Here is a 20,716-nt window from a genome sequence, read left to right as displayed (position 1 = left end):
CAGATGAGGTGGCACCCAACGGCGAGCCGTGATAATAGCCGCGTTGGCCCGTTTGCGCGCGACTTTCACTGTTCGAGATAGCCGTACGTCTCCTCCAGGTAGTCGATAATCCAGTCGACCGTCGACTCGTCGTAGGTCCAGAAGCCGTAGAACTCGCGCGGTTCGCGCTCCTCGGCCAGTAAAGCGCATTTCTGGGTCGGGTCACCGCCGCCGTCGAACACAACGAACCACGAGTCGGCAATCTCGTTCGACCGTTCCAGATGCAGCGAGAACGTACTGTACTCGGGCGGTTCGACGTCAGGGACGGCATAGGCGTGAACGTCCACGTCGGTCTCCCCCAGTCGTTCGTAAAGGTCGAGTTCGCCCTGAAGAGTCGAGAGTGTCTGGAAGCCAGCGTGTAGAGTCCCCTGTCCCACTCGCCATGCGCGGTCCTCTATTTCACGCGACGCGGCGGTCATCCGCTGGATGGACCACGAGGTGAACATCGTCTCGTCGAGGTGGTCGAGAATCGATGCGTACGGGCTGTTGTCCCGCGTGATGTACTGACGGCCTTCGTCAAGCGAGTCGGTGAACGAAGTGAGGCTCGCGGCCGCGATGACCTCTTCGTCCTCGCTGAGCGTGATAAACTCGCCCGGGCGCCCGCTCTCAGTCTGCTCGGTCTGAACGTGGACATTACGGTCCGCGAAGCGCTCGCGCAGGTCTTCGGCCGCTGTCGGCCCAGCGTTAAAGATAGTCAGCGTCTTCTGATGGTCCTCGACGCCGGTGATGAGTTCCGTTAACGACATCCTCGACTGTACATCGGTATTCACCGTGTTAGTCGTTGCGGGAGGGAGTTACGCTACTTACTAGTAGTGGCTGACACGTGCGGCTCAGGCGGAGATATTGACCCTGTGAATATGTCCCAACAGTGACGAACCCCCATTTCGAAAACGGCAATCTGAGGTGCCTGAGACGAAAGATAACGATTAATGAGTGGTTACATAGTGGAAAATCTTTAGTCATGGCCCCCCAACGGAATGGTACGGCACCAGAGCTGGGGCCGAGGATTTCACAATGACAGACAACGAACTAATCTGGCGAATCGCCGGTGGTTCCGGTGACGGAATCGACTCGACAAGCCAGAACTTCGCGAAGGCCTTGATGTGGTCGGGGCTGAACGTGTTCACACATCGTCATTACCCGTCGCGTATCCGCGGCGGCCACACGTACGTAGAGGTACGTGCGAAGGACGAACCGGTACAGTCTCGCGGGGACGGCTACAACTTCCTGCTCGCACTGGGTGACTCGTTCGCCCGGAACCCGCAGGAAGAGGCCTACTACGGCAAAGAAGAGCTCAAACCGCTGTACGAGAACTTCGACGACCTCCGAGAAGGTGGCGTCTTGCTGTACGACGAGGGCCTGCTCGACGACGAGGACGTCGACGAGATCGGTCTCGAAGAGGCCGCCGAGGAGAACAACTGGCACGTCGTCCCGATGGACCTCCGCGGCATCGCCAAGGAGCACGGCCGCGAGATCATGCGGAACACGGCCGGTATCGGCGCGACCGCGGCCATTCTCGACATCAGCACCGACGAGTTCGAGAAGCTCATCAAACAGAACATGAGCGGCGATATGCAGGAGGCGAATCTTAACGTCCTGCACGACGCCTACGAAGCCGCCAGCGAACTCGATGTCGACCACGACATTGAGGTTCCTGAGGACTCCCACGACGAGGAGCAGGTCATTCTCTCGGGCTCGAACGCCATCTCCTACGGCGCAATCGACGAGGGCTGTCGCTTCATTTCGGGCTACCCCATGACCCCGTGGACCGACGTGTTCACGATCATGTCACAGCACCTGCCCTCGTTCGGCGGGATCTCCGAACAGGTCGAAGACGAGATCGCGGCCGCCGCGCTGGCGCTCGGTGCGTCCCACGCTGGCGTGAAAGCCATGTCCGGGTCCTCCGGCGGCGGCTTCGCGCTGATGTCCGAACCGCTCGGACTGGCAGAGATGACCGAGACGCCGATCGTGCTGGTCGAAGCGATGCGAGCCGGCCCCTCGACGGGAATGCCGACCAAGCCCGAGCAGGCTGACCTCGAACACGTCCTGTACACGTCACAGGGCGACTCCGCCCGCGTCGTGTTCGCACCGGCGAACATCCGCGAGTGTTACACGCAGACCCGCTCGGCGTTCCGCATCGCCTACGAGTACCAGATCCCGGTCATCGTCATCTACGACCAGAAGATCCAGGGCGAACTCCGAAACCTCCCGGCCAGCCACTTCGATGAGGAGCCAAACGCCGATCCCGGCTCGGTCCTCACCGAAGAGGAGATTCAGGACGCAGCACACCACTCCTCCGGGAAGTTCCAGCGGTTCCTCCACGAACCCGAGGACGGCTCGAACGTCAGCCCGCGCTCCGTGCCGGGCCAGAAGGACGGCCGCTTCCTCGCAACGGGCAACGAGCACAATCCGTCGGGCCACATCAGCGAGGACCCCGAGAACCGCATCGCCCAGATGAACCGTCGGCTCAACAAGCTCGACGACATCCGTGCTGATCTGGACGAGAACACGTCCCACCAGACCTACCACGGACCCGACGAAGCCGACTACGGCATCCTCGTGTGGGGCAGCCAGCAGGGGACCGTCTTCGAGGCCGTCGATCGACTCAACGAGAACGGCCATTCCGTGAAGGCGCTTGGCGTCTCCGACATGGCTCCGTACCCGAAGGAGGAAGTCTCCGAGTGGCTCGAATCAGTCGACGAGGCGCTCGTCGTCGAGATGAACGCCACGGCCCAGTTCCGCGGTCTGACCCAGAAGGAACTCGGCAAGTACGGCGACAAGATGTCGAGCCTCCTGAAGTACAACGGCAACCCGTTCGAGCCCGCCGAGATCGTCGACGGGTTCGAATCCAGCATCGACGGCGAGGAACTCGCCGCGAGCAACATGAAGTACGTACCCGCGGCAGGTGACTAACCTATGAGTGCATTCTCAGCAATCAACGAAGAACGCGAAATCGAGCGCGACGAGTTTACACCCGGCATCGAACCCCAGGCGACCTGGTGTCCGGGCTGTGGCGACTTCGGCGTCCTCAAGGCGCTCAAGCAGGCCATGCCGGAAGTCGGCAAGAACCCTGACGAAGTCGCGCTGTTCACCGGTATCGGCTGTTCGGGGAAGCTCAACAGCTACTTCAACAGCTACGGCTTCCACACCATCCACGGCCGCTCGCTGCCCGTCGCCCGGGCCGCGAAGCTCGCCAACCCTAACCTCGAAGTCATCGCAGCCGGTGGGGACGGCGACGGCTACGGTATCGGTGGGAACCACACCATCCACACGGCCCGTGAGAACCACGATATGACGTATATCGTGTTCAACAACGAGATCTTCGGGCTGACAAAGGGTCAGACATCCCCGACATCGCCGAAGGGCCACAAGTCCAAGACACAACCACACGGCTCGGCGAAGTCGCCGATTCGCCCCCTGTCCCAGCAGCTCAACGCCGGTGCGACCTACATCGCCCGGACCGCGGCTGTCAACCCGAACCAGGCGAAGGAAATCATCGCCGAAGCCATCGAGCACGACGGCTTCGCGCACATCGACTTCCTGACCCAGTGTCCGACCTGGAACAAGGACGCGAAACACTACGTCCCGTACACGGACGTTCAGCAGTCCGACGAGTTCGACTTCGACGTCTCGGACCGCGCGGAAGCAGCCGAGATGATGCGAAAGACCGAGGAACGACTGTACGAGGGCGAAGTGCTCACCGGTCGGATGTACATCGAAGACGAGCGCCCCTCCTACGGCGAGGAGAAGCGCCAGATCGGTGAGATGCCAGAGGAACCGCTCGCAGAGCGGTACTTCGACGAGGACGCGGAGTGGGAGCGGACCTACGACAACCTCCTCGAACATCACAAATAAGCCCCGTTACTGGACTGCAGACACCACCTCGAACGTGGGTTTCTGGTTCGGAAGATATTTTTTCATGCACCGAAAAGATTAGTCCATGAGTGCCGAGTCTACGGAGCGTCGAATCCTGTCGGTCCTTGAAGAGGACGCACAGGCCTCGTACGCAGAAATCGCGGAGCGAGCCGACGTATCGAAGCCGACAGTCCGGAAATACATCCAGAAACTCGAAGAGGAGGGCGTCATCGTCGGCTACTCCGCCGATGTCGACCCGAAGAAGCTGGCGGGCCAGTCGATTGCCCTGGTCGGCATCGACATCGCGAGCGACTGTTACGTCGAAGCCACGCGGAACCTCAAGGAGATCCCGGAAATGGAGGAACTGTACACGTCAAGTGGCGACCACATGCTGATGGCGGAGGTCCGAGCGATGGACGGTGACTCGCTGGCGGACGTCATCGAAGACAAGATTCTCGCGCTCGACGGTGTTACCGCCGCGCATCCGTCGTTTCTCCAGGAACGGCTGAAGTAACGGGTTTTTAGACGCTCCAGCGCTGACTGCACGGTATGCTTTCTCGGCTGGTGCTCGGACTCGGGCCGACGGCCGCGGACCTTCTCGACGCGATTAGCGACGACCGCGGCGAGCTGGCAGTCGTGACCCAGGACGAGCACCGTGCTGAAACGCTCCGGGCGGACGGGATCAACGTACTCGAAGCCGACCAGACTGACCCATCTGTTCTCGCCAATCTCGATTTTCACCCCGAGAGCGTCATCGTCGCCAGTGAAGACTCGGAACGGAACGCCGACGCGGCGACGGCCGCCCGTGACTGCTTTCCCGACGTGTTCCTTCTCGCCTACGCCGGCCGCGGCGCGACGGCAGACCAGCGTGACCGACTCGATACCGTGTCGGACCGGCTCGTCACGCCGGAGTCTGTCGTTACCGACTACGTCACCCAGTCGGTCGGCGACGAGGGAACACGGGCCAGACAGCTCCATCAGGTTCTCCGGGACATTGACGACCATCTCGCCGTCGTCACGCACGATAATCCCGACCCTGACGCGATTGCCAGCGCTGTCGCCCTCGGCGCGCTCGCTGAACGAGCTGACTGCGAGGTGACGATCTGTTACTACGGGGAGATTTCCCATCAGGAGAACCGGGCGTTTGTCAACCTCCTCGAATTCGACCTCCGGAACCTCGATGCCGATTCACCGGACGAACTAGAAGCGTTCGACGCGTTCGCGCTCGTCGACCACTCCAGAGCCGGTGTCAACGACCAGCTCCCGCCAGAGACCCCCATCGATATCGTCATCGACCATCATCCGCCACGCGTTCCGATAGAGGCCCGCTTCGTCGACCTCCGGAGCGGCGTCGGGGCGACGAGCACGCTGCTGGTCGACTACCTCCAGCGGTTCAACGTCGACATTCCGACCCCCATCGCAACGGGCCTGTTGTTCGGCATTCAGGTCGACACGAAGGACTTCCGCCGGGAGGTCGCTGCCGCGGACTTCGAGGCTGCCGCGCACCTCGTAACGAACGCCGACATGGCGACGCTCCAGCGCATCGAAGACCCGAGCGTGAGCCCGGAGACACTGTCGGTCATCGGCCGCGCGATTGCAAACCGCGATCAGGAGGGCTCAGTGCTCCTGACTGGTGTCGGTGAGATCAGTGACCGGGACGCGCTCGCACAGGCGGCTGACAGGCTACTCGACCTCGAAGGCGTCCAGACGACGATGGTGTACGGCGTCGTCGACGGGACGATATACGTCTCTGCTCGGGCACGTGGAGCAGATATCGACCTCGGCGAGGCGCTGCGGGACGCCTTCGGACAGATCGGGTCCGCGGGCGGTCACGCCGATATGGCGGGCGCACAGATCGACGTAGGGATGATTACCGTCGACGACCGCGAGGAATCGCTGGAGGAGATTGTCCGCGCTATCGTTTCGAATCGGTTTCTCGACGCTGTCCAGTCGCGGTCCCACCGGCTGCTCGGGCGCGTCTACGCCCGCGCTGACTACGATGTGGCCGCGTTCACGGAGTCGACGGCGCTTAGTCAGGACAGCGACGACACCCCAGCGACGGGCGAAGGCGCATCTGGAGAGTCTGGTGACGACGGCACAGCGGACTGGAACAGCGATGTGATGTTTCTGGAGAACGGCGACGAAGACGGTGGTGACGAGACAGACCAGGCAGCCGACGCGGCTGAACCGACAGACGACGAGGCAGAACAGGGAGAGGACAGCCCGGAAACGCTCGTCGAACCCGACGACGGCGAACCACTATAGGCGAGCCTTTTTTGCTGTCGGTCGAGAACCCAGTGCCGATGGAGGATTCGAATCGCCCGACGGTCGGGGACTATATGACACGCGAGGTTGCCACCGTCGAACTCGATGATACCGTCGGGGAAGTCGCCCGACGAATCGCCGACAATGACCACTTCAGCGGGTTTCCGGTGACTGACGGCCGCCGGGTCGAAGGATTCGTCAGTGCGCGCGACCTGCTGCTCGCGGAGGACCACGAGCCGATGTTCCGCGTGATGACCGACGATATCCTCGTGGCACATCCCGACATGGCCGTGCAGGACGCAGCGCGCGTTATCCTGCGGTCGGGCATCCAGAAACTCCCGGTTGTCGACGACGCCGGCCACCTCGTCGGTATCATCTCGAACGCCGACGTGATCCGCTCCCAGATCGAACGGGCGACACCGGGCAAGGTAGACAAACTCGGCCGGACACTCGAGAACATCCACGGGATCACGACACACGAAGGCCGCCGTGAGGTGGACCTCGACGACCTGACGCCAACACAGACAACGGTGTACGCCGACGAACTCGAAGGCCGGGTGTACGAACTCGAACGGGGACTGGCGGAACCACTCGTCGTCATCGACAACGGCGGGGACCTCCTGCTGGCGGATGGTCACCACCGGGTGAAAGCCGCCGCACGGCTCGATATCGACGAGATGGACGCCTACGTCATCGTCCTCGATGAGACGGTCGAACTGGGGATGGCCGAGACGGCCGCAGATTCCGATCTAGAGTCAATCGACGATATCGAGGTCGTCGACTACGCACACCACCCGCTCGTACAGACGACGGAACGACTCCAAGACTAGTCCCTAGCGGTGTGATCGACGGTCGCATCTCGTTTCCCCCGAACCTTCTTACTAAATCATGACATACACCGCAGTATGTTCGACGAGTCAGACCTCCAACGAATCCGCGAGCAGAAAGACGAGTGGGAAGCCGAGACACTGGACCCCGTACTGGACGCCTACGGTGAACGCAAAGAACAGTTTGCGACGGTCTCAAACCTGGATGTAGACCGGCTGTACACGCCACGCGACGTGGATGACATCGATTATGAGGAGGACATCGGCTTCCCGGGCGAGGAGCCGTTCACACGCGGCGTCTATCCGACGATGTATCGCGGCCGACAGTGGACCATGCGGCAGTTCGCGGGCTTCGGGACCGCTGACGAGACAAACGAGCGGTTCCACTACCTCATCGACGAGGGCCAGACCGGGCTCTCGACGGCCTTCGATATGCCGACGCTGATGGGGATCGACTCCGACGACGTGATGGCCGACGGCGAGGTGGGCAAGGAGGGTGTCGCCGTCGACACCCTGGCGGACATGGAGCGGCTGTTCGACGGCATCAACCTCGGCGAGGTGTCGACCTCCTTCACAATCAACCCCAGTGCTCCCGTCATCTACGCGATGTACATCGCGCTGGCCGACCAGCAAGGGGTCCCACGCGAGGAGATCCGCGGAACTCTCCAGAACGATATGTTCAAGGAGTTCATCGCACAGAAGGAGTGGGTCATCCCGCCGGAGCCGTCGCTGAAACTCGTCACCGACACCATCGAGTTCGCCAGTCAGGAGACGCCGAAGTTCAAGCCCATCTCGGTGTCGGGGTATCACATCCGGGAGGCTGGCTCGACAGCAGTACAGGAACTCGCGTTCACCCTCGCGGACGGCTTCGCCTACGTCGAGGACTGCCTGAATCGCGGGCTTGAGGTCGACGAGTTCGCCCCACAGCTCTCCTTTTTCTTCAATTCGCACAACTCCATGTTCGAGGAAATCGCGAAGTTCCGCGCGGCCCGGCGCATCTACGCCCGCGTGATGGACGACTGGTACGACGCGGAGGCCGACGCGAGCAAGCAACTGAAGTTCCACACCCAGACCGCTGGCCAGTCACTAACCGCCCAGCAACCGCTGAACAACATCGTCCGCGTGACGATTCAGGCCCTCGCGGGTGTGCTGGGCGGGACCCAGAGCTTGCACACCAACAGCTTCGACGAGGCGCTGGCGCTCCCGTCCGAACAGGCGGTTCGGGTCGCCCTTCGGACACAGCAGATCATCGCGGAGGAGTCAGGGGCCGCCGACATCGTCGACCCGATGGGCGGCAGTTTCGCAATCGAGTCGCTGACCGACGAGGTCGAAGAAAAGGCGATGGCCTACATCAACCACATCAGAGACGAACTCGGCGACGGATCGGTCCGCGACGGCGTCATTCAGGGGATTCAGGACGGCTACTTCCAGCGTGAGATTCAGGACGCCGCCTACGAGTACCAGCAGCGCGTCGAGAGCGAGGAAGAAGTCATGGTCGGCGTCAACAAGTACACCGTCGAGGAAGACACCGAACCCGAGATTCTCACCGTCGACGAGGACGTACAGGAACGCCAGCGGGACAAGCTTGCGACGGTCAAGGCAGAGCGCGACGACGCGGCCGTGGAAGCGACGCTCGACGAACTGCAGCAAGTGATTACCGACGGCGAGAACGTCATGCCCGTCATCATCGACGCGGTGAAAGCCTACGCGACGATGGGCGAGATCATGGCCGTCTTCGAGGCAGAGTACGGAAGCTATCAGGAGACGGCAAGCGTTGCGTGACCGGTTCAGGAACTTGCCGCGTCGTCGATTCGCTCGGAGACGTATATGACGAGGCCAAGCAACACGCCGAGGACGATACCGATAGTGACGAATCCGTAGATTGCGACGCCAAACGGCGTCGGCGGCAGCGCAATCACACCGAACAGTTCCGGTTCGAGGTCCTCTGGTCGGATACTGCCAAGGACGAACCCCATGACACCGGCAAGAACAACAATAGCAACGTACAGGCGAAGGACGATTTGCTGCCCGGATCTGGCCTCGGCTGGCTCGCTCATGTGAGAACAACGGCGTGGAGACGATTAGCCTTTTTCACTTCCACGCCGTAGCTATCCTATGTCACAGAAGGAGCTACTGTTTCTCGTCCTGACCGGAATCGCACTCATGATGTTCGTGACGGCTATGGTACTTGTCTCCGGCGCAAGCTAACAGGCACTGTCAGTTCGAACGGGGCTGCGAACGAAGCAAGGCAGACGAAAACAGAGTTCGGGACGCTTACGAGTCGTCTTGTTCTTCCTGGCCGCCGTCAGCGAGCAGCGACGGGTCCTTCTCCGGACTGTCGGCTTCGAGTTGCTCCTCGAACCACTGGAACTCACGGTCCAGCATACCGTTGCGTTCGAGGTTCCACGGGTCGCCGTCCTCGACCTTCGGGCCTTCGAGCCAGGACTGGACGATGTTCCAGACGAAGAACAGCTGGCCGATAAACAGGATGAGCGCACCGACGGTCGCCGCCTGGTGGAACGTCGACACCTGCGTCAGCGGCGCGATAGCACCATCGAACTGGTAGGTGGCGTAGCGCCGCGGCATCCCCAGGTAGCCGAGCGCAAGCATCGCGAAGAACGTGATGTTGGTTCCCACCATCGAGAACCAGAAGTGTGCCTTCCCGAGAGTGCGCTGATACATCCGCCCAGTGAAGATGGGGAACCAGTAGTAGATGCCCGCGAAGGCCGCGAAGCCGATGGCTCCCATCACGATGTAGTGGAAGTGTCCGACGACGTAGTAGGTGTCGTGCAGGATCAGGTCGACGGGGATGGAGGCGAGGAACACGCCCGTGACGCCGCCGATGATGAAGTTCGAGACGAAGCCGATACAGAACAGCATCGGCGTCGTCAGCCGCAGGCGACCGTTCCACATCGTCGTGATCCAGTTGAACGTCTTGACCGCGCTCGGTATTGCGATAGCCAACGAGACGGCCATGAACGACGCCCGGAGCCGCGGGTCCATGCCCGTCGAGAACATATGGTGGGCCCAGACGCCGAACGAGAGGACGCCGATGGCGAGCGTCGAGTAGACGACGAACTTGAAGCCGAACAGCTTCCGGCCCGAGAACTTCGGCAGGATGAGGCTGACCAGTCCCATCGGCGGCAGGACAAGGATATACACCTCAGGGTGGCCGAAGAACCAGAACAGGTGCTGCCACAGCAGCGGGCCACCACCCTCGACCGCGAAGAACGTCGTCTGGAGGTTCCGGTCCAGCAGCAGCATCACGATGGCGCTCCCCAGCAGCGGGAACGCGAACAGGATCAGCGCAGACTGGGTGAGCATCGTCCACGAGAAGATGTCGAGGTTTGCCCAGTTGACCTCCTCGTTGCGCTCCGTGAAGATGGTCGCGATGAAGTTGATCGCCCCCATCGTCGCTGCGACGCCGGAGAGATGCAGCCCGAGCAACATCAGATCGACGCCGGGGTTCGCCTGCTCAACCGACAGTGGCGTGTACATCGTCCAGGCCGTTCGGGCCGGTTCGATCATGTTGTCGGTCACCGGTGCGAGGAAGAACCCCGCCCAGATCAGCAGTGCTGCCGGCGGGAGCAGCCAGAACGCGATGGCGTTGATACGCGGAAACGCCATGTCGTCAGCCCCGATGAGGAGGGGGATGAAGTAGTTCGCGAACGCCGCGATGATCGGCGTCCCGAACAGGAACAGCATCGTAATCCCGTGACTCGTCAGGATGGAGTTGTAGGCGTTGTTGCTGAGGATGGCTCCAGCGGGCGTGACGAGCTGGAGGCGGATGAGCATCGCCATGATACCGCCCACGGCGAATGCGATGACAGCGTACACCCCGTACAACAGACCGATGTCCTTGTGGTCGACGGTTGTTAGCCAGCGAATGATACCTGCGGGTTTCTCACGGTTGATGACTGCCGCCTCGTCACCCGTGACGGCCCCGCCACCCGCGAGCGGCGTATACGAACGCCAGTTCTCGACACGGGTGAGAAGCGCGGCGACGCCGACGAGGAGGACGGCCATCAGCCCCGTCAGCACAATATCTCCTGCTACCATAGTCGTCCTTCAGGACTGGGACATTATCAAAGGGTCGATTCCTGCAGCAACGACCATAAAATACGGCTTCCATCCGGCATTGTAGCTTCAGAAATAAGGGACCACCTCACACAGTCGTCCGGTGCCAAGCGCCGTTGTCTTCAAAACGGTCTGTCTGCAACTGGCCGCTCAGCCTTCGTGGCCCAGTTCGTCGTTCTCTTTCTCAGCGTTCTCGACGGCCTTCCCCGCGTAGTAGGTCAGGACAGCGAGCAACAGAAACATCGAGATAATCAGTGCGAACTGTAGCCCGGAGAAAACGGGGTCCGTTCCGAACGCCGGGAACACGGCAAATGCGACTATGAAGAAAAAGAGGATCCCAAGCGGAATGATGTTCACGGTGAGGTCGAGCAGGGTGTCTTTTTCGAACCCGAACAGTGCCATGTCTGCCCGTTTGCACAGGCCAGTAAATAGATTGTTGGTTTCCGTATCGGACAGGTTCCCGTCTCAGACAGTGGTCTGTTCCATAACCGAGGCGACGCCGCCCATCGCGATCATCACTGCACCCGCCGAGGCGACAGCCACCAGCCGAGTGAACAGCGGCCCGGTCCCGACATTCGAGAGCGCGATGTCAGCGGCCGGAACCTGCCAGAGCGTGAACGCAACAGCAAGGGCAATGAGGATGACGCCCACACCCAGCATGGTCGGCCACGGCCGCCCCACGTACCCGGACTCCGTGAGGATGCCGGCGATGCTCCCGCCAAACAGTATCAGCCCGAAGACAGCCACTGGAAAGAGTCCGACGAACACGCCGATCTCTGACAGTGCTAATCCCAGTGCAACGAACAGCGGCCACGGACTCGCAGTCGGATACTGGTCGCTTAGTCCCGGCTCCTCTGCCATACCAACACTTCGGTTCGAATCATCATATGTCCATCGGACCGCGCCCGTGGGCACAAACTATTTGTTCGCCATCCGGCTTGGTGGGAGTAATGAGTACACGCACGGTCGAGCGGGTCGACGGGTGGGAGTCGGTTCCGTTCGACGGCGGGTTCGCGGGCCTGCAAGACCTCGCCGGGCAGGAGTTCTCCGGCGCGGTCATCACGGGTCCGACGCGCCTGTTCATGTTGAACGGGACCGTCGTCGGCGTCCTCGACGGCACTATCGAGGATTTCGAGGACGCGTCGGGAACAGCCAAGCGGTCACCGCACGAGGCGTTGCCACTGCTTGCAGTGATGCAGGAGCGCGCCGACGAGGTGAAAGCACAGTACTACACCGAAGACACGGCGCTTGCAGAAGTCGACCAGACCCTGTCGAGCGGTAACTTTACCGGCTTTATTGAACTCTCCGAGAACGTCCTCTCGGGCGACTACTACACCGTCTACCACCAGGGCCGCTCGATGAGCGTCGCGTGGGTCGGAAACTCCGACAACCTCATCACCGACGACGAGGCGTTCGAGACGGCCAACGACGAGGTCGGCATCTACGAGGTCATGCCGGTCGACATTGAGCCCATCGAGATTCCGGAACCGCCGGAAGACGAGACGGGCGAGCAGTCAGCGGACCCGGCGGCTGCCGGCGTCGACCCGCTCGAGGCTGGTGACGAGACAGCCGCTACCGACGAAGGTACGATAGACAGCACGCCGACAGATACGGCGGTACCAGACGAACCGACACCACAGGACGACGCCAGCGATGAACCGGTAGACCCGTCTCCGGACCCCGTCGGAGATACCGAAGCCGATGGAACCGACGACGCCGGACAGGCCCAGACCGCAGCAGAGTCGACGCGGGACCGCGGCCCTGCAAGCAGCGGCCCGCCGGGATCGAAAGCCGCCGGTGCGACTCCTGGCCGGTCCCGCCGCAGTTCCGAGTCTGACGAGCAATCGAGCGTGGACGAAAAGCCGAATGCGGACAGCCGGCCAGACAGCAAAGCGACAGAGCGGGCGACGACAGACACCGATACCGCGACACAGACGGAACCTGATTACGAGGCCACTGAACAGGAGGCCGGAGTGAGGGAGACTGCCGGGGAGACCGAGCCGAAACCATCGGCGACTGAGCCATCACAGACACAGGAACCCCAGCACGCCAGCGCTCGAAGCACCCCGGCACAGAGCGATCAGGCGGCTTCGGCAGACCGTCGCGCCGAACCGGAAGACCCGAAACCGACACAGAGCCCCGAGCCACAGCCGTCCCAGACACAGTCCGGGACTGGAGCGACAACGCCGACGCCGGAGGCCGGTTCTGGCGGGTCAAGTGCGGATCTGGAGACGCGCTCGGTCCCGTCGCTGGACCCGAACAAGTCCGGCGGTGCGCAGGAAAGTACAGCTACCAGCGTGTCTCCCACGCAGACGCCGCCAACAGGTGGGCAACAGGCATCGACACCGCGACGCGACCAGCCGGCCCAGAACGACCCGACGCCGTCGACCGAATCCAGTGTGCAGGGACCAGCACCGGCTCAGGAAAGCCGTGGCACAACTGCAAACGACCCGGAGCCGGCGCAGCCGGCCGATACGCCGCAATCCAAGCCGTCGACAGGGGACCAGAGACAGTCGCCTGCCGACGAAGAGCCGACACCGCGCGACCCGGAGCGTGTGGCAGAGCTCGAATCCGAGCTCGAACAGCGAGCCGAGACGGTGTCGGAACTCGAATCCGAACTCACGGATCTGGAGGCAACGAACCAAGAGCTTCGGGACGAGCGCGACCGCCTTGAGTCGGAGCTAGCCGACGCACGGGCCGAAATCGACCGGCTGGAGGAGCAACTCGACGAGCAGAACGACGCCGCCGCAGGGGGCACCCGGCTCAGTGCCGGCGAGGCGATAAACGGGACGAACCTCTTCGTCAGGTACGATTCGAAGGGTAAGGCGACGCTGGAGGAAGCCAAGGACGGCGAAGCGAGCCGCGAGGAGGTCGAGGCGAATCTCAGGCTGGAGTATCACACGCAGTTCGAGGCAGCGGGTGCCACGGTCAACGGGACGCCCTTCGAGGAGTACCTCGAAGACAGCATCCAGTACCGCTTCGTCAACTGGCTCATCCGGAACCTCCTCTACGAGATTCGGGACACCGGACACGCGGGAGCGATGAAAGACCTCTACGAAGGGCTTCCGGCCATCGACCGCGCCGAACTGAACGGCAACGTCACGGTGACATACACCGAGGATGGACAGGAGAACCGCTCGCAGGAACGGTTCGACGTGGTCGTTCGGGACCGGATGGGGAACCCGCTGGTCGTCGCAAACATCAACGACTCGCGCGAGCCGGCCTCCGAGGGCCAGATGTCGGACCTCATCCGGAATGCCGAGCGGGTCGGCAACGCCTCCGGGTCACTCGCGTCGGCGTTTCTCGTCACGAGCAGTTTCTTCGAGCCGGGCGCACTCGAAACCGCCGAAGAAGCCACCTCTAGTGGACTGTTCAACCGCGATAAGCGCAAGAGCTTCGTGAACATTTCGCGCAAAAAGGGCTTTCACCTCTGTCTGCTAGAAGCGAGAAACCAGGAGTTCCACCTGGCGGTCCCGGAACTCTGAGAAAGAAGCTTAGCCTTCGATTTCGGCCGCGTCTTCGATCTTCATACCTTCGAGCTTGTCGATGATTTCGTCGACCTTCTCGTCGAGGTCGTCGACGAACTCACCGGTCTGTTCGGTCGTGATCGCACCCTGGCTGGAGGGCTCGATGAGGTTCTCCTCTTCGAGAACGCGCAGGGAGTACCGGACCTTGTGGTGCGGGTAGCCGGTTTCGTTGGACATCTTCACGATACCGATAGGCTCGTTCTCGATAACCATGCGAAGCACCTGCAAGTGGCGCTCCAGCATGTCAACTTCCTTTTCAAGCCTGTCTATCATGGCAATTGTTAACTTGTGTTTGCGGTATTTAAAGGTTCTCCCTCGGATAATCGCTACAACGTTGATACGTTTGAACAGGGGTGTCTTAAAACCGTCGTAACGATTCACATGGGTACTGCTCACGAGCGTGAGTTCCGGACCGTAATCTGTTTATCACGGTGGATGGAAGGTGCGTGCGATGACCGTAACCATCGTCGGCTCACAGCTCGGCGACGAAGGGAAGGGCGGCATCGTCGACCTGTACGGCGACGACGTAGACGTCGTCGCGCGCTATCAGGGCGGCGACAACGCCGGCCACACCGTCGTCCACGAGGGCGAGGAGTACAAGCTCTCGCTGGTTCCGAGCGGAGCCATCCGCGGCAAGGTCGGCGTACTCGGCAACGGGTGTGTCGTCAATCCGCGAACGCTGTTCGACGAGATAGACACGCTCCAGGAGCGGGGCCTCGACCCGGACGTTCGCATCGCCGAACGAGCACACGTCATTCTCCCGTTCCACCGCGTGCTCGACGGTATCGAGGAGGAACTAAAAAGCGAAACGGATGACGAAGTCGGGACGACGGGCCGTGGTATCGGCCCGACCTACGAGGACAAGGCCGGTCGGCGTGGTGTCCGCGTCGGCGACCTGCTCGACCCGGACGTGCTCCGGGAGCGCCTCGAATACGTCGTCCCACAGAAGCAAGCCGTCGTCGAGGACGTGTACGACCTCGACGTCGACGAGCTTGACGACCCGGATGCCTTCGACGTGGACGCCATCTTCGAGGAGTTCCGCGAGTTCGGCCGCCGTTTCGAGGCCGAGGACATGACCGTCAACGCCGGGGCCTTCCTCAGCGCGACCATCGACGAGGGCCAGAACGTCATGCTGGAGGGCGCACAGGGGACCATCATCGACATCGACCACGGGAACTACCCCTACGTCACGTCATCGAACCCGACGGCCGGCGGCGCGGCGACCGGGACCGGACTCAGCCCCGGCGTCGTCGGCGACGGCGAAGTCATCGGGATCGTGAAGGCGTACCTCACTCGCGTCGGCAGTGGCCCGCTACCGACCGAACTCGGCGGCGTCGTCGGCGATACGCCCGGCTACGACGAGCAGGGCGAGGGCGAAAACGAGGAGCTGGCGAACTACATCCGCGAGGAAGGCGGCGAGTACGGCACTGTTACCGGCCGTCCGCGACGCGTCGGCTGGCTCGACCTGCCGATGTTGCGTCACTCTGCGCGCGTGTCCGGCTTTACCGGCATCGCCATCAACCACCTCGACGTCCTCGCCGGCCTTGACGAAGTGAAGGTCGGCCACACCTACACGCTCGACGGCGAGGAGCTGGCATCGATGCCTGCGACCACCGAGCAGTGGGCCAAGTGCGAGGCGAACTTCCGGTCGTTCGACGGCTGGCCCGAGGTTGACTGGGCGGACGCCGCCGAAGAGGGGTACGACGCACTCCCCGAGAATGCGAAGACCTACGTCGAATACATCGAATCCGAACTCGACACGCCGGCCTACGCCATCGGCGTCGGTCCCGGCCGCGGCGAAACTATTGTCCGCGAACAGCCGTTCTGAGCGGCCTTTCTCTCGGCTTCGGCGTTTGAGTGCCCACTTACCTTCGCCCAGCGGTGGGCCGATACCACTGAGAGAGCGGCAGACTTTTGCGACCGCCGGTCTTGGTCGAATGTATGAAAGAGGACCTGATGGAAATTATTTGCTGCCCTCTGGACAAGCACGACCTCGACCTCGAAGTGACGGAGCGCGACGACGGCGAGATTCTGTCGGGCGAACTCACCTGTACCGAGTGTAGCGAGACGTTCCCCATCGAGGACGGCATTCCGAACCTGCTCCCACCGGACATGCGCGACGAGGCACCGGCCTGAACCTTTTTTTTCCTCGCCACGCGGAGTTACATCCGTGCCTGACTCCCTGCCCGTGCACCTCAATCGGACGGACATCCACAGTCTGGAGGTTCCAAACGAGTTCGACGCGACAGGGAGTTTCGACGTGCGATTAGTCAATCACGGCGAGGCCCTGCACGTCCATCTCCACCTCGACGACTCGCTCTCTTCGGTCGCGTCGCTCGACGCCACAAATCACCACGTCCGGGCCGAGACTGACAGATTGGTCAGAGTGACCGTCGACGGTGATGGACCGGTCCGTGGCAAGCTAAAGGTCGTGACTGGATACGGCGCTGAAACCCGATATATCGACATTTACATCCCAGAGGGCGGGACCGAGAACGAACCGGTCATCGTCGACGAGGAACTGTCGAAGCCACAGCCGAAACCGACGGCGGACTCGGAACCCAGCCTCGAAGACCTGTCCGCGGGGCCGATACTGGCGGCTGGCGGTTTCACCGTCCTGATTGCGGGGCTCATTACGCTGGTACTCACAGAAAGCGTGCTGTTGACCGTTGCTGCCGTATTTGCGGTCGCAATCGTGCTGGGACTCCTGTCCGTGACTCTTCGCTCGTCCTGAAACCGGGTTACTGCTCCGTCTCGACGCCGCCGAGGTTCTCCTCGTCGTCGAACAGCTTCGCCCGCAGGAACCGTGCGCGGTACCGGTTGGCTCCCTCGTAGATGTCCGCCTCACGGATGTCGTCTGCCTCGCCGTCGGCAACGGCATCGATAATGGCTTCCAACTGTTCTTTCTCGTTAGGTGTGAGTTCGAACTCGTAGGTCTGGCTCGTCTCGCCCTCGAGTTTCGTCCACTGGCGTGCGCCGGCGATGACGAGCGAGCAGGGTTCGCGGCAGGGGAATTCTCCTGACCCACCGTCGACATCGAGGTCCGTCTCCTCGTCGTACTGCCACTCCCGACGCTTCAGACACTGGGAATCGTCACAGCAAGCCTCGGCGACCCAGTTGACGTGTTCGTAGCCGTCGCCGCGGTCCCAGGTCTTGACGACGCCGTAAATCCCGGTCTGTCGGTTGACGGTGTCGCGCCAGTGGCTCACGTCCAACTCGCCCTCGCGCTCACGATGCCAGTTCGAAATCGTGGCCGGATAGAAGAAGTCCACTGTCTGGACTAGTTCCGTCGGCCCGAGTTCGGGAAACACCCAGCCTGACTGGAGAGTGGGGGCTGTTTTCAGCGGGCGGTAGCGGTCACGGTCGTCGTGTTTGGCGAGGGAACGGGCGTCCAATGGGTCGTCGTGCGCGTCCAGCGAATCGGCGTCTGTCCCCATGTCGTCGACGTGACGGAGGTCGTACACCCGCTCGTCGTCCTCGTCCAGTGCCACGGTAATCGAGAGCTCACCCCACGTCGTCGTCAGCCCCTCTTGTAACTGGTCGTATCGGTCCGGAATCGGCGTCGACTCAGCGTTTTCGAGCCACCGGAGATACGCCCAGCGAGGCTCCGCCTGGGGCGCTTTTGCGTGCCAGAAGTACCAGTTCGAAATGTACTCGGGGTACGACGCGGCCAGGCCATCGAGGTCCGCGATACTCGTAGTCTCTGCTTCCGCTGTCGTCTCGACGGCGTAGCGTCCACCCTCGACCGCTGCCTCGATACCGTCGAACGCGATACCGTCCGACGCTGCCTCGGCGAACGCCTCGACATGGGTGTCGTCCATACCGCCGCCGTAGGTGTCGCACCGGGAAAAGTCGCCTGTTCCGGCAATCGGAGTGAAGATAGTTCCAGATTCGGTAGGATTATATTTTACCAGTATGGTACATGATTTATGATGTCTTGGTGGGGGCGGCCCGTGTCCGGAGGTGGACGCTATGGACTGGCCAACTGACCGAGGGTTACAGGTCCGAATGGCGACTGCTGTCGTCCTTGTGGCTCTCCTCCCAGTAGGGTTCGTCTACGCAGGCCTTGCAGTCGTGAACACGGCCGGAATATGGCTGGCGAAGCTAGCCACCGATTGGGTGCTGGCCGGCGAGTTCTACATCAAGCCGTGGCTGGTCGTTGGCGCTGTTGTGCTTGGGTTCGCCACGCAGTTGGCCGTTGGCGACACCATTGCCCTGCGGGCGCTGGACGCTCGCCCCGTGGGCCCCGACGACGAACCTAGTCTGATTGAAAACGTGACACGCTTGGCGCAGTCAGTGGACCTTCCGGCACCGGCAGTCGCCATTGCAGACAGCGACGCGCCGAACGCATTCACTGTCGGCCGGAGTCCCGACAGCGCCACGCTGGTGCTCACGACTGGACTGCTTGACGCACTCGACGCCGACGAGCGCGACGCCGTTATCGCTCACGAACTCGCTCACATCAAGAACCGCGACGCGACTGTGATGTCGCTTTCCTACGTGCTCCCGACGCTGACCTACAGCCTCGCAGCCAGCACTCTGGGGCTCCTCCAGGCCATCCCCGGTGCCTTCACTGGCTTCCGACATACCGACAGCGACAGCGCTCGGGGCCTCTTACTCGGTATCTTTATCCTGACAGTCAGTGCCGTACTGACACTCGCTGTCTCAGCCGTGTTCTGGCTCGCCAGTTTTACGCTGTTTCGCGTGCTCTCGCGGTACCGTGAGTACGCAGCAGACCGCGGGGCCGTCGCTATCACCGGCGACCCTGCGGCGCTCGCCAGTGCGTTGGCGACCATCGATGACGAGATGGCGGCGGCCCCGGACCACGACCTCAGGGCGCAAGACGGTGGTCTCGACGCGCTCTACATCGCGCCCATCGACGATACACAGTTCGCAGACGCGCCTGATTTCGTTGCCAACGACGTGTTCCCGGAGACCCATCCGCCGACCGAGGCGCGCATCGAACGACTGGAGGCGATGGCCACGGAGGGATCGACGTGACGGAGTACAGCCGCCGGACGGTTCTTACGGGCTTGACCGGTGTCGTCGGGTCGCTCGCCGGGTGTGGCTACCGCCCCGGCCCGGGCGACAAGAAGTGGGAGACGGCCGACGACGGCGGCCGGCTGGTCACGCTGGTGGATGAGACGCTGTTCGAAGTGACGTTCGATGCGACGCGCTTCCTTGACGACTACCCGGTAGGTGCTGTTGCTCGATACACTCTCGCTGATGGGGCCAGATTGGGTCGCTTCGAGTTCAAGGGCGTAGCTACGGACTGGGCCAGCGACGGAGCCCACCTATACGTGGGAACGGAAGCCAGCCGCGTCGTCGCGGTGGCCGGCGACGGACGAGTCTGGACGGAAACCGTCGACCACCCAGTAGCCAGTGTCGCCGCCACTGACGGCCGCGTATACGTCGGGACCGACGGCGGCGACCTCATTGCCTTCGACGGCGAGAGCGGGGACGAGCGGTGGTCGAAGTCGCTTCCTGTCCCCACCGACCCATCCAAGAGCGACCTGCCGACAGTCGGTGCGGGACTCGGCGGACTCGCCGTCGACTGGGGAACCGGCGAGGAGTACCGACTCGACGTGTACGCCCCGGACGGTTCGGTTCTGTGGGACCAGCCCCTACAGCGGAGCCTCAACGGCCGGCCGTACGTGCGCGGCGACACGGTGTACGTCCGCTCGGAATACCTACGCGCGTTCGACCGCGACTCGGGGACGCGCCGCTGGGTCACCGAAGACATTACGACCCCGGGTGGGCCGTTGCGGTTCAGCCGGGACGACGAGGTCGTCTACATTCCGGAGCGTCACGCCCTGATTGCGATTGCTACCGCCGATGGCGAAGAACTGTGGCGGTTCAATGATGAGCGGTTGGCGGCCATGGAACGAGGGCGAAGCGAATTCGAGATAGATCTCGGGGCAACGGGCGCGGTCCCGGCCCCGGACGGCGGGTCAATGTTTCTCAACACGAAGCGCCACGGGCTGTTTCAGTTTGGGGCCGATGGCACTCTCCGCTGGCACGAACCCCGTCTCGACTTCAGTTTTCTCTACGCAGTTACCGAGGACACCATAGTCCACTCTGGGACCGAAGCAATCGTCGCTCGCTATCGGTAGTGCCCCTTCGGCG

Annotated in this window: 19 protein-coding genes; 12 read left to right on the top strand and 7 right to left on the bottom strand. The window is 62.3% G+C overall.

Features of this window, described 5'->3' with window-relative positions; all coding sequences use genetic code 11:
• Positions 1 to 65: 65 nt before the first annotated feature.
• Positions 66 to 785, bottom strand: coding sequence for a DICT sensory domain-containing protein (locus tag AV059_RS13870; RefSeq protein ID WP_058995291.1), 720 nt, complete (start codon positions 783 to 785; stop codon positions 66 to 68).
• A 268-nt stretch (positions 786 to 1,053) separates the two neighbouring features.
• On the opposite strand from AV059_RS13870, the gene AV059_RS13865 reads away from it, so the two are divergent.
• The 6 genes from AV059_RS13865 (at position 1,054) to AV059_RS13840 (ending at position 8,768) form a co-directional block, all read left to right on the top strand.
• On the top strand, positions 1,054 to 2,952 hold the full coding sequence (locus tag AV059_RS13865; protein ID WP_058995289.1) for a 2-oxoacid:acceptor oxidoreductase subunit alpha: 1,899 nt from the start codon (positions 1,054 to 1,056) through the stop codon (positions 2,950 to 2,952).
• A gap of 3 nt (positions 2,953 to 2,955) precedes the next feature.
• Complete coding sequence (locus tag AV059_RS13860; protein ID WP_004516277.1) at positions 2,956 to 3,894, top strand: thiamine pyrophosphate-dependent enzyme; 939 nt, start codon at positions 2,956 to 2,958, stop codon at positions 3,892 to 3,894.
• Positions 3,895 to 3,979: 85 nt separating this feature from the next.
• Positions 3,980 to 4,408 carry an HTH-type transcriptional regulator LrpA1 gene (gene lrpA1, locus AV059_RS13855; RefSeq protein ID WP_004591923.1) on the top strand — a complete coding sequence of 143 codons (429 nt, stop codon included), beginning with the start codon at positions 3,980 to 3,982 and terminating at the stop codon, positions 4,406 to 4,408.
• Between the two features lie 35 nt (positions 4,409 to 4,443).
• The gene (locus AV059_RS13850) at positions 4,444 to 6,159 is read left to right on the top strand and encodes a DHH family phosphoesterase (protein WP_058995287.1); all 1,716 of its coding nucleotides are present in this window, start codon (positions 4,444 to 4,446) and stop codon (positions 6,157 to 6,159) included.
• 38 nt (positions 6,160 to 6,197) lie between these two features.
• Positions 6,198 to 6,989, top strand: coding sequence for a CBS domain-containing protein (locus tag AV059_RS13845; RefSeq protein ID WP_004956686.1), 792 nt, complete (start codon positions 6,198 to 6,200; stop codon positions 6,987 to 6,989).
• A gap of 75 nt (positions 6,990 to 7,064) precedes the next feature.
• The gene (locus AV059_RS13840; protein ID WP_058995285.1) at positions 7,065 to 8,768 is read left to right on the top strand and encodes a methylmalonyl-CoA mutase family protein; all 1,704 of its coding nucleotides are present in this window, start codon (positions 7,065 to 7,067) and stop codon (positions 8,766 to 8,768) included.
• A gap of 5 nt (positions 8,769 to 8,773) precedes the next feature.
• Here the strand turns inward: AV059_RS13840 and AV059_RS13835 are convergent, their stop codons facing one another.
• The 4 genes from AV059_RS13835 to AV059_RS13820 all read right to left on the bottom strand — a co-directional run bounded on the left by AV059_RS13835 (position 8,774) and on the right by AV059_RS13820 (position 11,924).
• The gene (locus AV059_RS13835) at positions 8,774 to 9,043 is read right to left on the bottom strand and encodes a hypothetical protein (protein WP_058995283.1); all 270 of its coding nucleotides are present in this window, start codon (positions 9,041 to 9,043) and stop codon (positions 8,774 to 8,776) included.
• Between the two features lie 217 nt (positions 9,044 to 9,260).
• Complete coding sequence (gene ctaD / locus AV059_RS13830) at positions 9,261 to 11,045, bottom strand: cytochrome c oxidase subunit I (RefSeq protein WP_058995280.1); 1,785 nt, start codon at positions 11,043 to 11,045, stop codon at positions 9,261 to 9,263.
• Positions 11,046 to 11,213: 168 nt separating this feature from the next.
• Positions 11,214 to 11,465: a DUF6684 family protein gene (locus tag AV059_RS13825; RefSeq protein ID WP_004956700.1), complete on the bottom strand. Its 252-nt coding sequence runs from the start codon at positions 11,463 to 11,465 to the stop codon at positions 11,214 to 11,216.
• Positions 11,466 to 11,528: 63 nt separating this feature from the next.
• The gene (locus AV059_RS13820) at positions 11,529 to 11,924 is read right to left on the bottom strand and encodes a hypothetical protein (RefSeq protein ID WP_058995277.1); all 396 of its coding nucleotides are present in this window, start codon (positions 11,922 to 11,924) and stop codon (positions 11,529 to 11,531) included.
• Positions 11,925 to 12,013: 89 nt separating this feature from the next.
• Between AV059_RS13820 and AV059_RS13815 the strand changes: the two genes are divergently transcribed.
• Entirely contained in the window at positions 12,014 to 14,548 is a 2,535-nt protein-coding gene (locus AV059_RS13815) for a hypothetical protein (protein WP_058995274.1), read from the top strand.
• A gap of 9 nt (positions 14,549 to 14,557) precedes the next feature.
• Here AV059_RS13815 and AV059_RS13810 read toward each other — a convergent pair whose 3' ends face one another.
• Positions 14,558 to 14,863 (bottom strand): hypothetical protein, encoded by a 306-nt coding sequence (locus AV059_RS13810; protein WP_004516266.1) that lies wholly within the window; start codon positions 14,861 to 14,863, stop codon positions 14,558 to 14,560.
• A 178-nt stretch (positions 14,864 to 15,041) separates the two neighbouring features.
• Here AV059_RS13810 and AV059_RS13805 point away from each other — a divergent pair, with 178 nt between their 5' ends.
• From AV059_RS13805 to AV059_RS13795, 3 genes are all read left to right on the top strand, one after another.
• Positions 15,042 to 16,418: an adenylosuccinate synthase gene (locus tag AV059_RS13805; protein WP_058995272.1), complete on the top strand. Its 1,377-nt coding sequence runs from the start codon at positions 15,042 to 15,044 to the stop codon at positions 16,416 to 16,418.
• 113 nt (positions 16,419 to 16,531) lie between these two features.
• Positions 16,532 to 16,726: a methytransferase partner Trm112 gene (locus AV059_RS13800; RefSeq protein WP_004956717.1), complete on the top strand. Its 195-nt coding sequence runs from the start codon at positions 16,532 to 16,534 to the stop codon at positions 16,724 to 16,726.
• Between the two features lie 52 nt (positions 16,727 to 16,778).
• The gene (locus AV059_RS13795) at positions 16,779 to 17,324 is read left to right on the top strand and encodes a hypothetical protein (RefSeq protein WP_058997607.1); all 546 of its coding nucleotides are present in this window, start codon (positions 16,779 to 16,781) and stop codon (positions 17,322 to 17,324) included.
• Between the two features lie 7 nt (positions 17,325 to 17,331).
• Here the strand turns inward: AV059_RS13795 and AV059_RS13790 are convergent, their stop codons facing one another.
• A complete protein-coding gene (locus tag AV059_RS13790; RefSeq protein ID WP_058995269.1) occupies positions 17,332 to 18,411 on the bottom strand; it encodes a DR2241 family protein in 1,080 nt (359 codons plus the stop codon).
• A gap of 187 nt (positions 18,412 to 18,598) precedes the next feature.
• Here AV059_RS13790 and AV059_RS13785 point away from each other — a divergent pair, with 187 nt between their 5' ends.
• A complete protein-coding gene (locus tag AV059_RS13785) occupies positions 18,599 to 19,591 on the top strand; it encodes a M48 family metalloprotease (protein ID WP_058997605.1) in 993 nt (330 codons plus the stop codon).
• The gene (locus AV059_RS13780; RefSeq protein WP_058995268.1) at positions 19,588 to 20,703 is read left to right on the top strand and encodes a PQQ-binding-like beta-propeller repeat protein; all 1,116 of its coding nucleotides are present in this window, start codon (positions 19,588 to 19,590) and stop codon (positions 20,701 to 20,703) included. Before AV059_RS13785 ends, AV059_RS13780 begins: the two co-directional genes overlap by 4 nt.
• Positions 20,704 to 20,716: the final 13 nt, after the last annotated feature.

It is taken from the genome of Haloarcula sp. CBA1127 (genome assembly GCF_001485575.1).
Taxonomy (GTDB): domain Archaea; phylum Halobacteriota; class Halobacteria; order Halobacteriales; family Haloarculaceae; genus Haloarcula.
The sequence above is the reverse complement of the archived record's forward strand: the minus strand, read 5'-3'. Positions and strand labels throughout refer to the sequence as shown.

Excerpts from the sequence above, each read along its gene's own strand:
- AV059_RS13870 (WP_058995291.1), bottom strand. The coding sequence starts at position 785 with ATGTCGTTAACGGAACTCATCACCGGCGTCGAGGACCATCAGAAGACG.
- AV059_RS13865 (WP_058995289.1), top strand. The coding sequence starts at position 1,054 with ATGACAGACAACGAACTAATCTGGCGAATCGCCGGTGGTTCCGGTGAC.
- AV059_RS13860 (WP_004516277.1), top strand. The coding sequence starts at position 2,956 with ATGAGTGCATTCTCAGCAATCAACGAAGAACGCGAAATCGAGCGCGAC.
- lrpA1 (WP_004591923.1), top strand. The coding sequence starts at position 3,980 with ATGAGTGCCGAGTCTACGGAGCGTCGAATCCTGTCGGTCCTTGAAGAG.
- AV059_RS13850 (WP_058995287.1), top strand. The coding sequence starts at position 4,444 with ATGCTTTCTCGGCTGGTGCTCGGACTCGGGCCGACGGCCGCGGACCTT.
- AV059_RS13845 (WP_004956686.1), top strand. The coding sequence starts at position 6,198 with ATGGAGGATTCGAATCGCCCGACGGTCGGGGACTATATGACACGCGAG.
- AV059_RS13840 (WP_058995285.1), top strand. The coding sequence starts at position 7,065 with ATGTTCGACGAGTCAGACCTCCAACGAATCCGCGAGCAGAAAGACGAG.
- AV059_RS13835 (WP_058995283.1), bottom strand. The coding sequence starts at position 9,043 with ATGAGCGAGCCAGCCGAGGCCAGATCCGGGCAGCAAATCGTCCTTCGC.
- ctaD (WP_058995280.1), bottom strand. The coding sequence starts at position 11,045 with ATGGTAGCAGGAGATATTGTGCTGACGGGGCTGATGGCCGTCCTCCTC.
- AV059_RS13825 (WP_004956700.1), bottom strand. The coding sequence starts at position 11,465 with ATGGCACTGTTCGGGTTCGAAAAAGACACCCTGCTCGACCTCACCGTG.
- AV059_RS13820 (WP_058995277.1), bottom strand. The coding sequence starts at position 11,924 with ATGGCAGAGGAGCCGGGACTAAGCGACCAGTATCCGACTGCGAGTCCG.
- AV059_RS13815 (WP_058995274.1), top strand. The coding sequence starts at position 12,014 with ATGAGTACACGCACGGTCGAGCGGGTCGACGGGTGGGAGTCGGTTCCG.
- AV059_RS13810 (WP_004516266.1), bottom strand. The coding sequence starts at position 14,863 with ATGATAGACAGGCTTGAAAAGGAAGTTGACATGCTGGAGCGCCACTTG.
- AV059_RS13805 (WP_058995272.1), top strand. The coding sequence starts at position 15,042 with ATGACCGTAACCATCGTCGGCTCACAGCTCGGCGACGAAGGGAAGGGC.
- AV059_RS13800 (WP_004956717.1), top strand. The coding sequence starts at position 16,532 with ATGAAAGAGGACCTGATGGAAATTATTTGCTGCCCTCTGGACAAGCAC.
- AV059_RS13790 (WP_058995269.1), bottom strand. The coding sequence starts at position 18,411 with ATGGACGACACCCATGTCGAGGCGTTCGCCGAGGCAGCGTCGGACGGT.
- AV059_RS13785 (WP_058997605.1), top strand. The coding sequence starts at position 18,599 with ATGGCGACTGCTGTCGTCCTTGTGGCTCTCCTCCCAGTAGGGTTCGTC.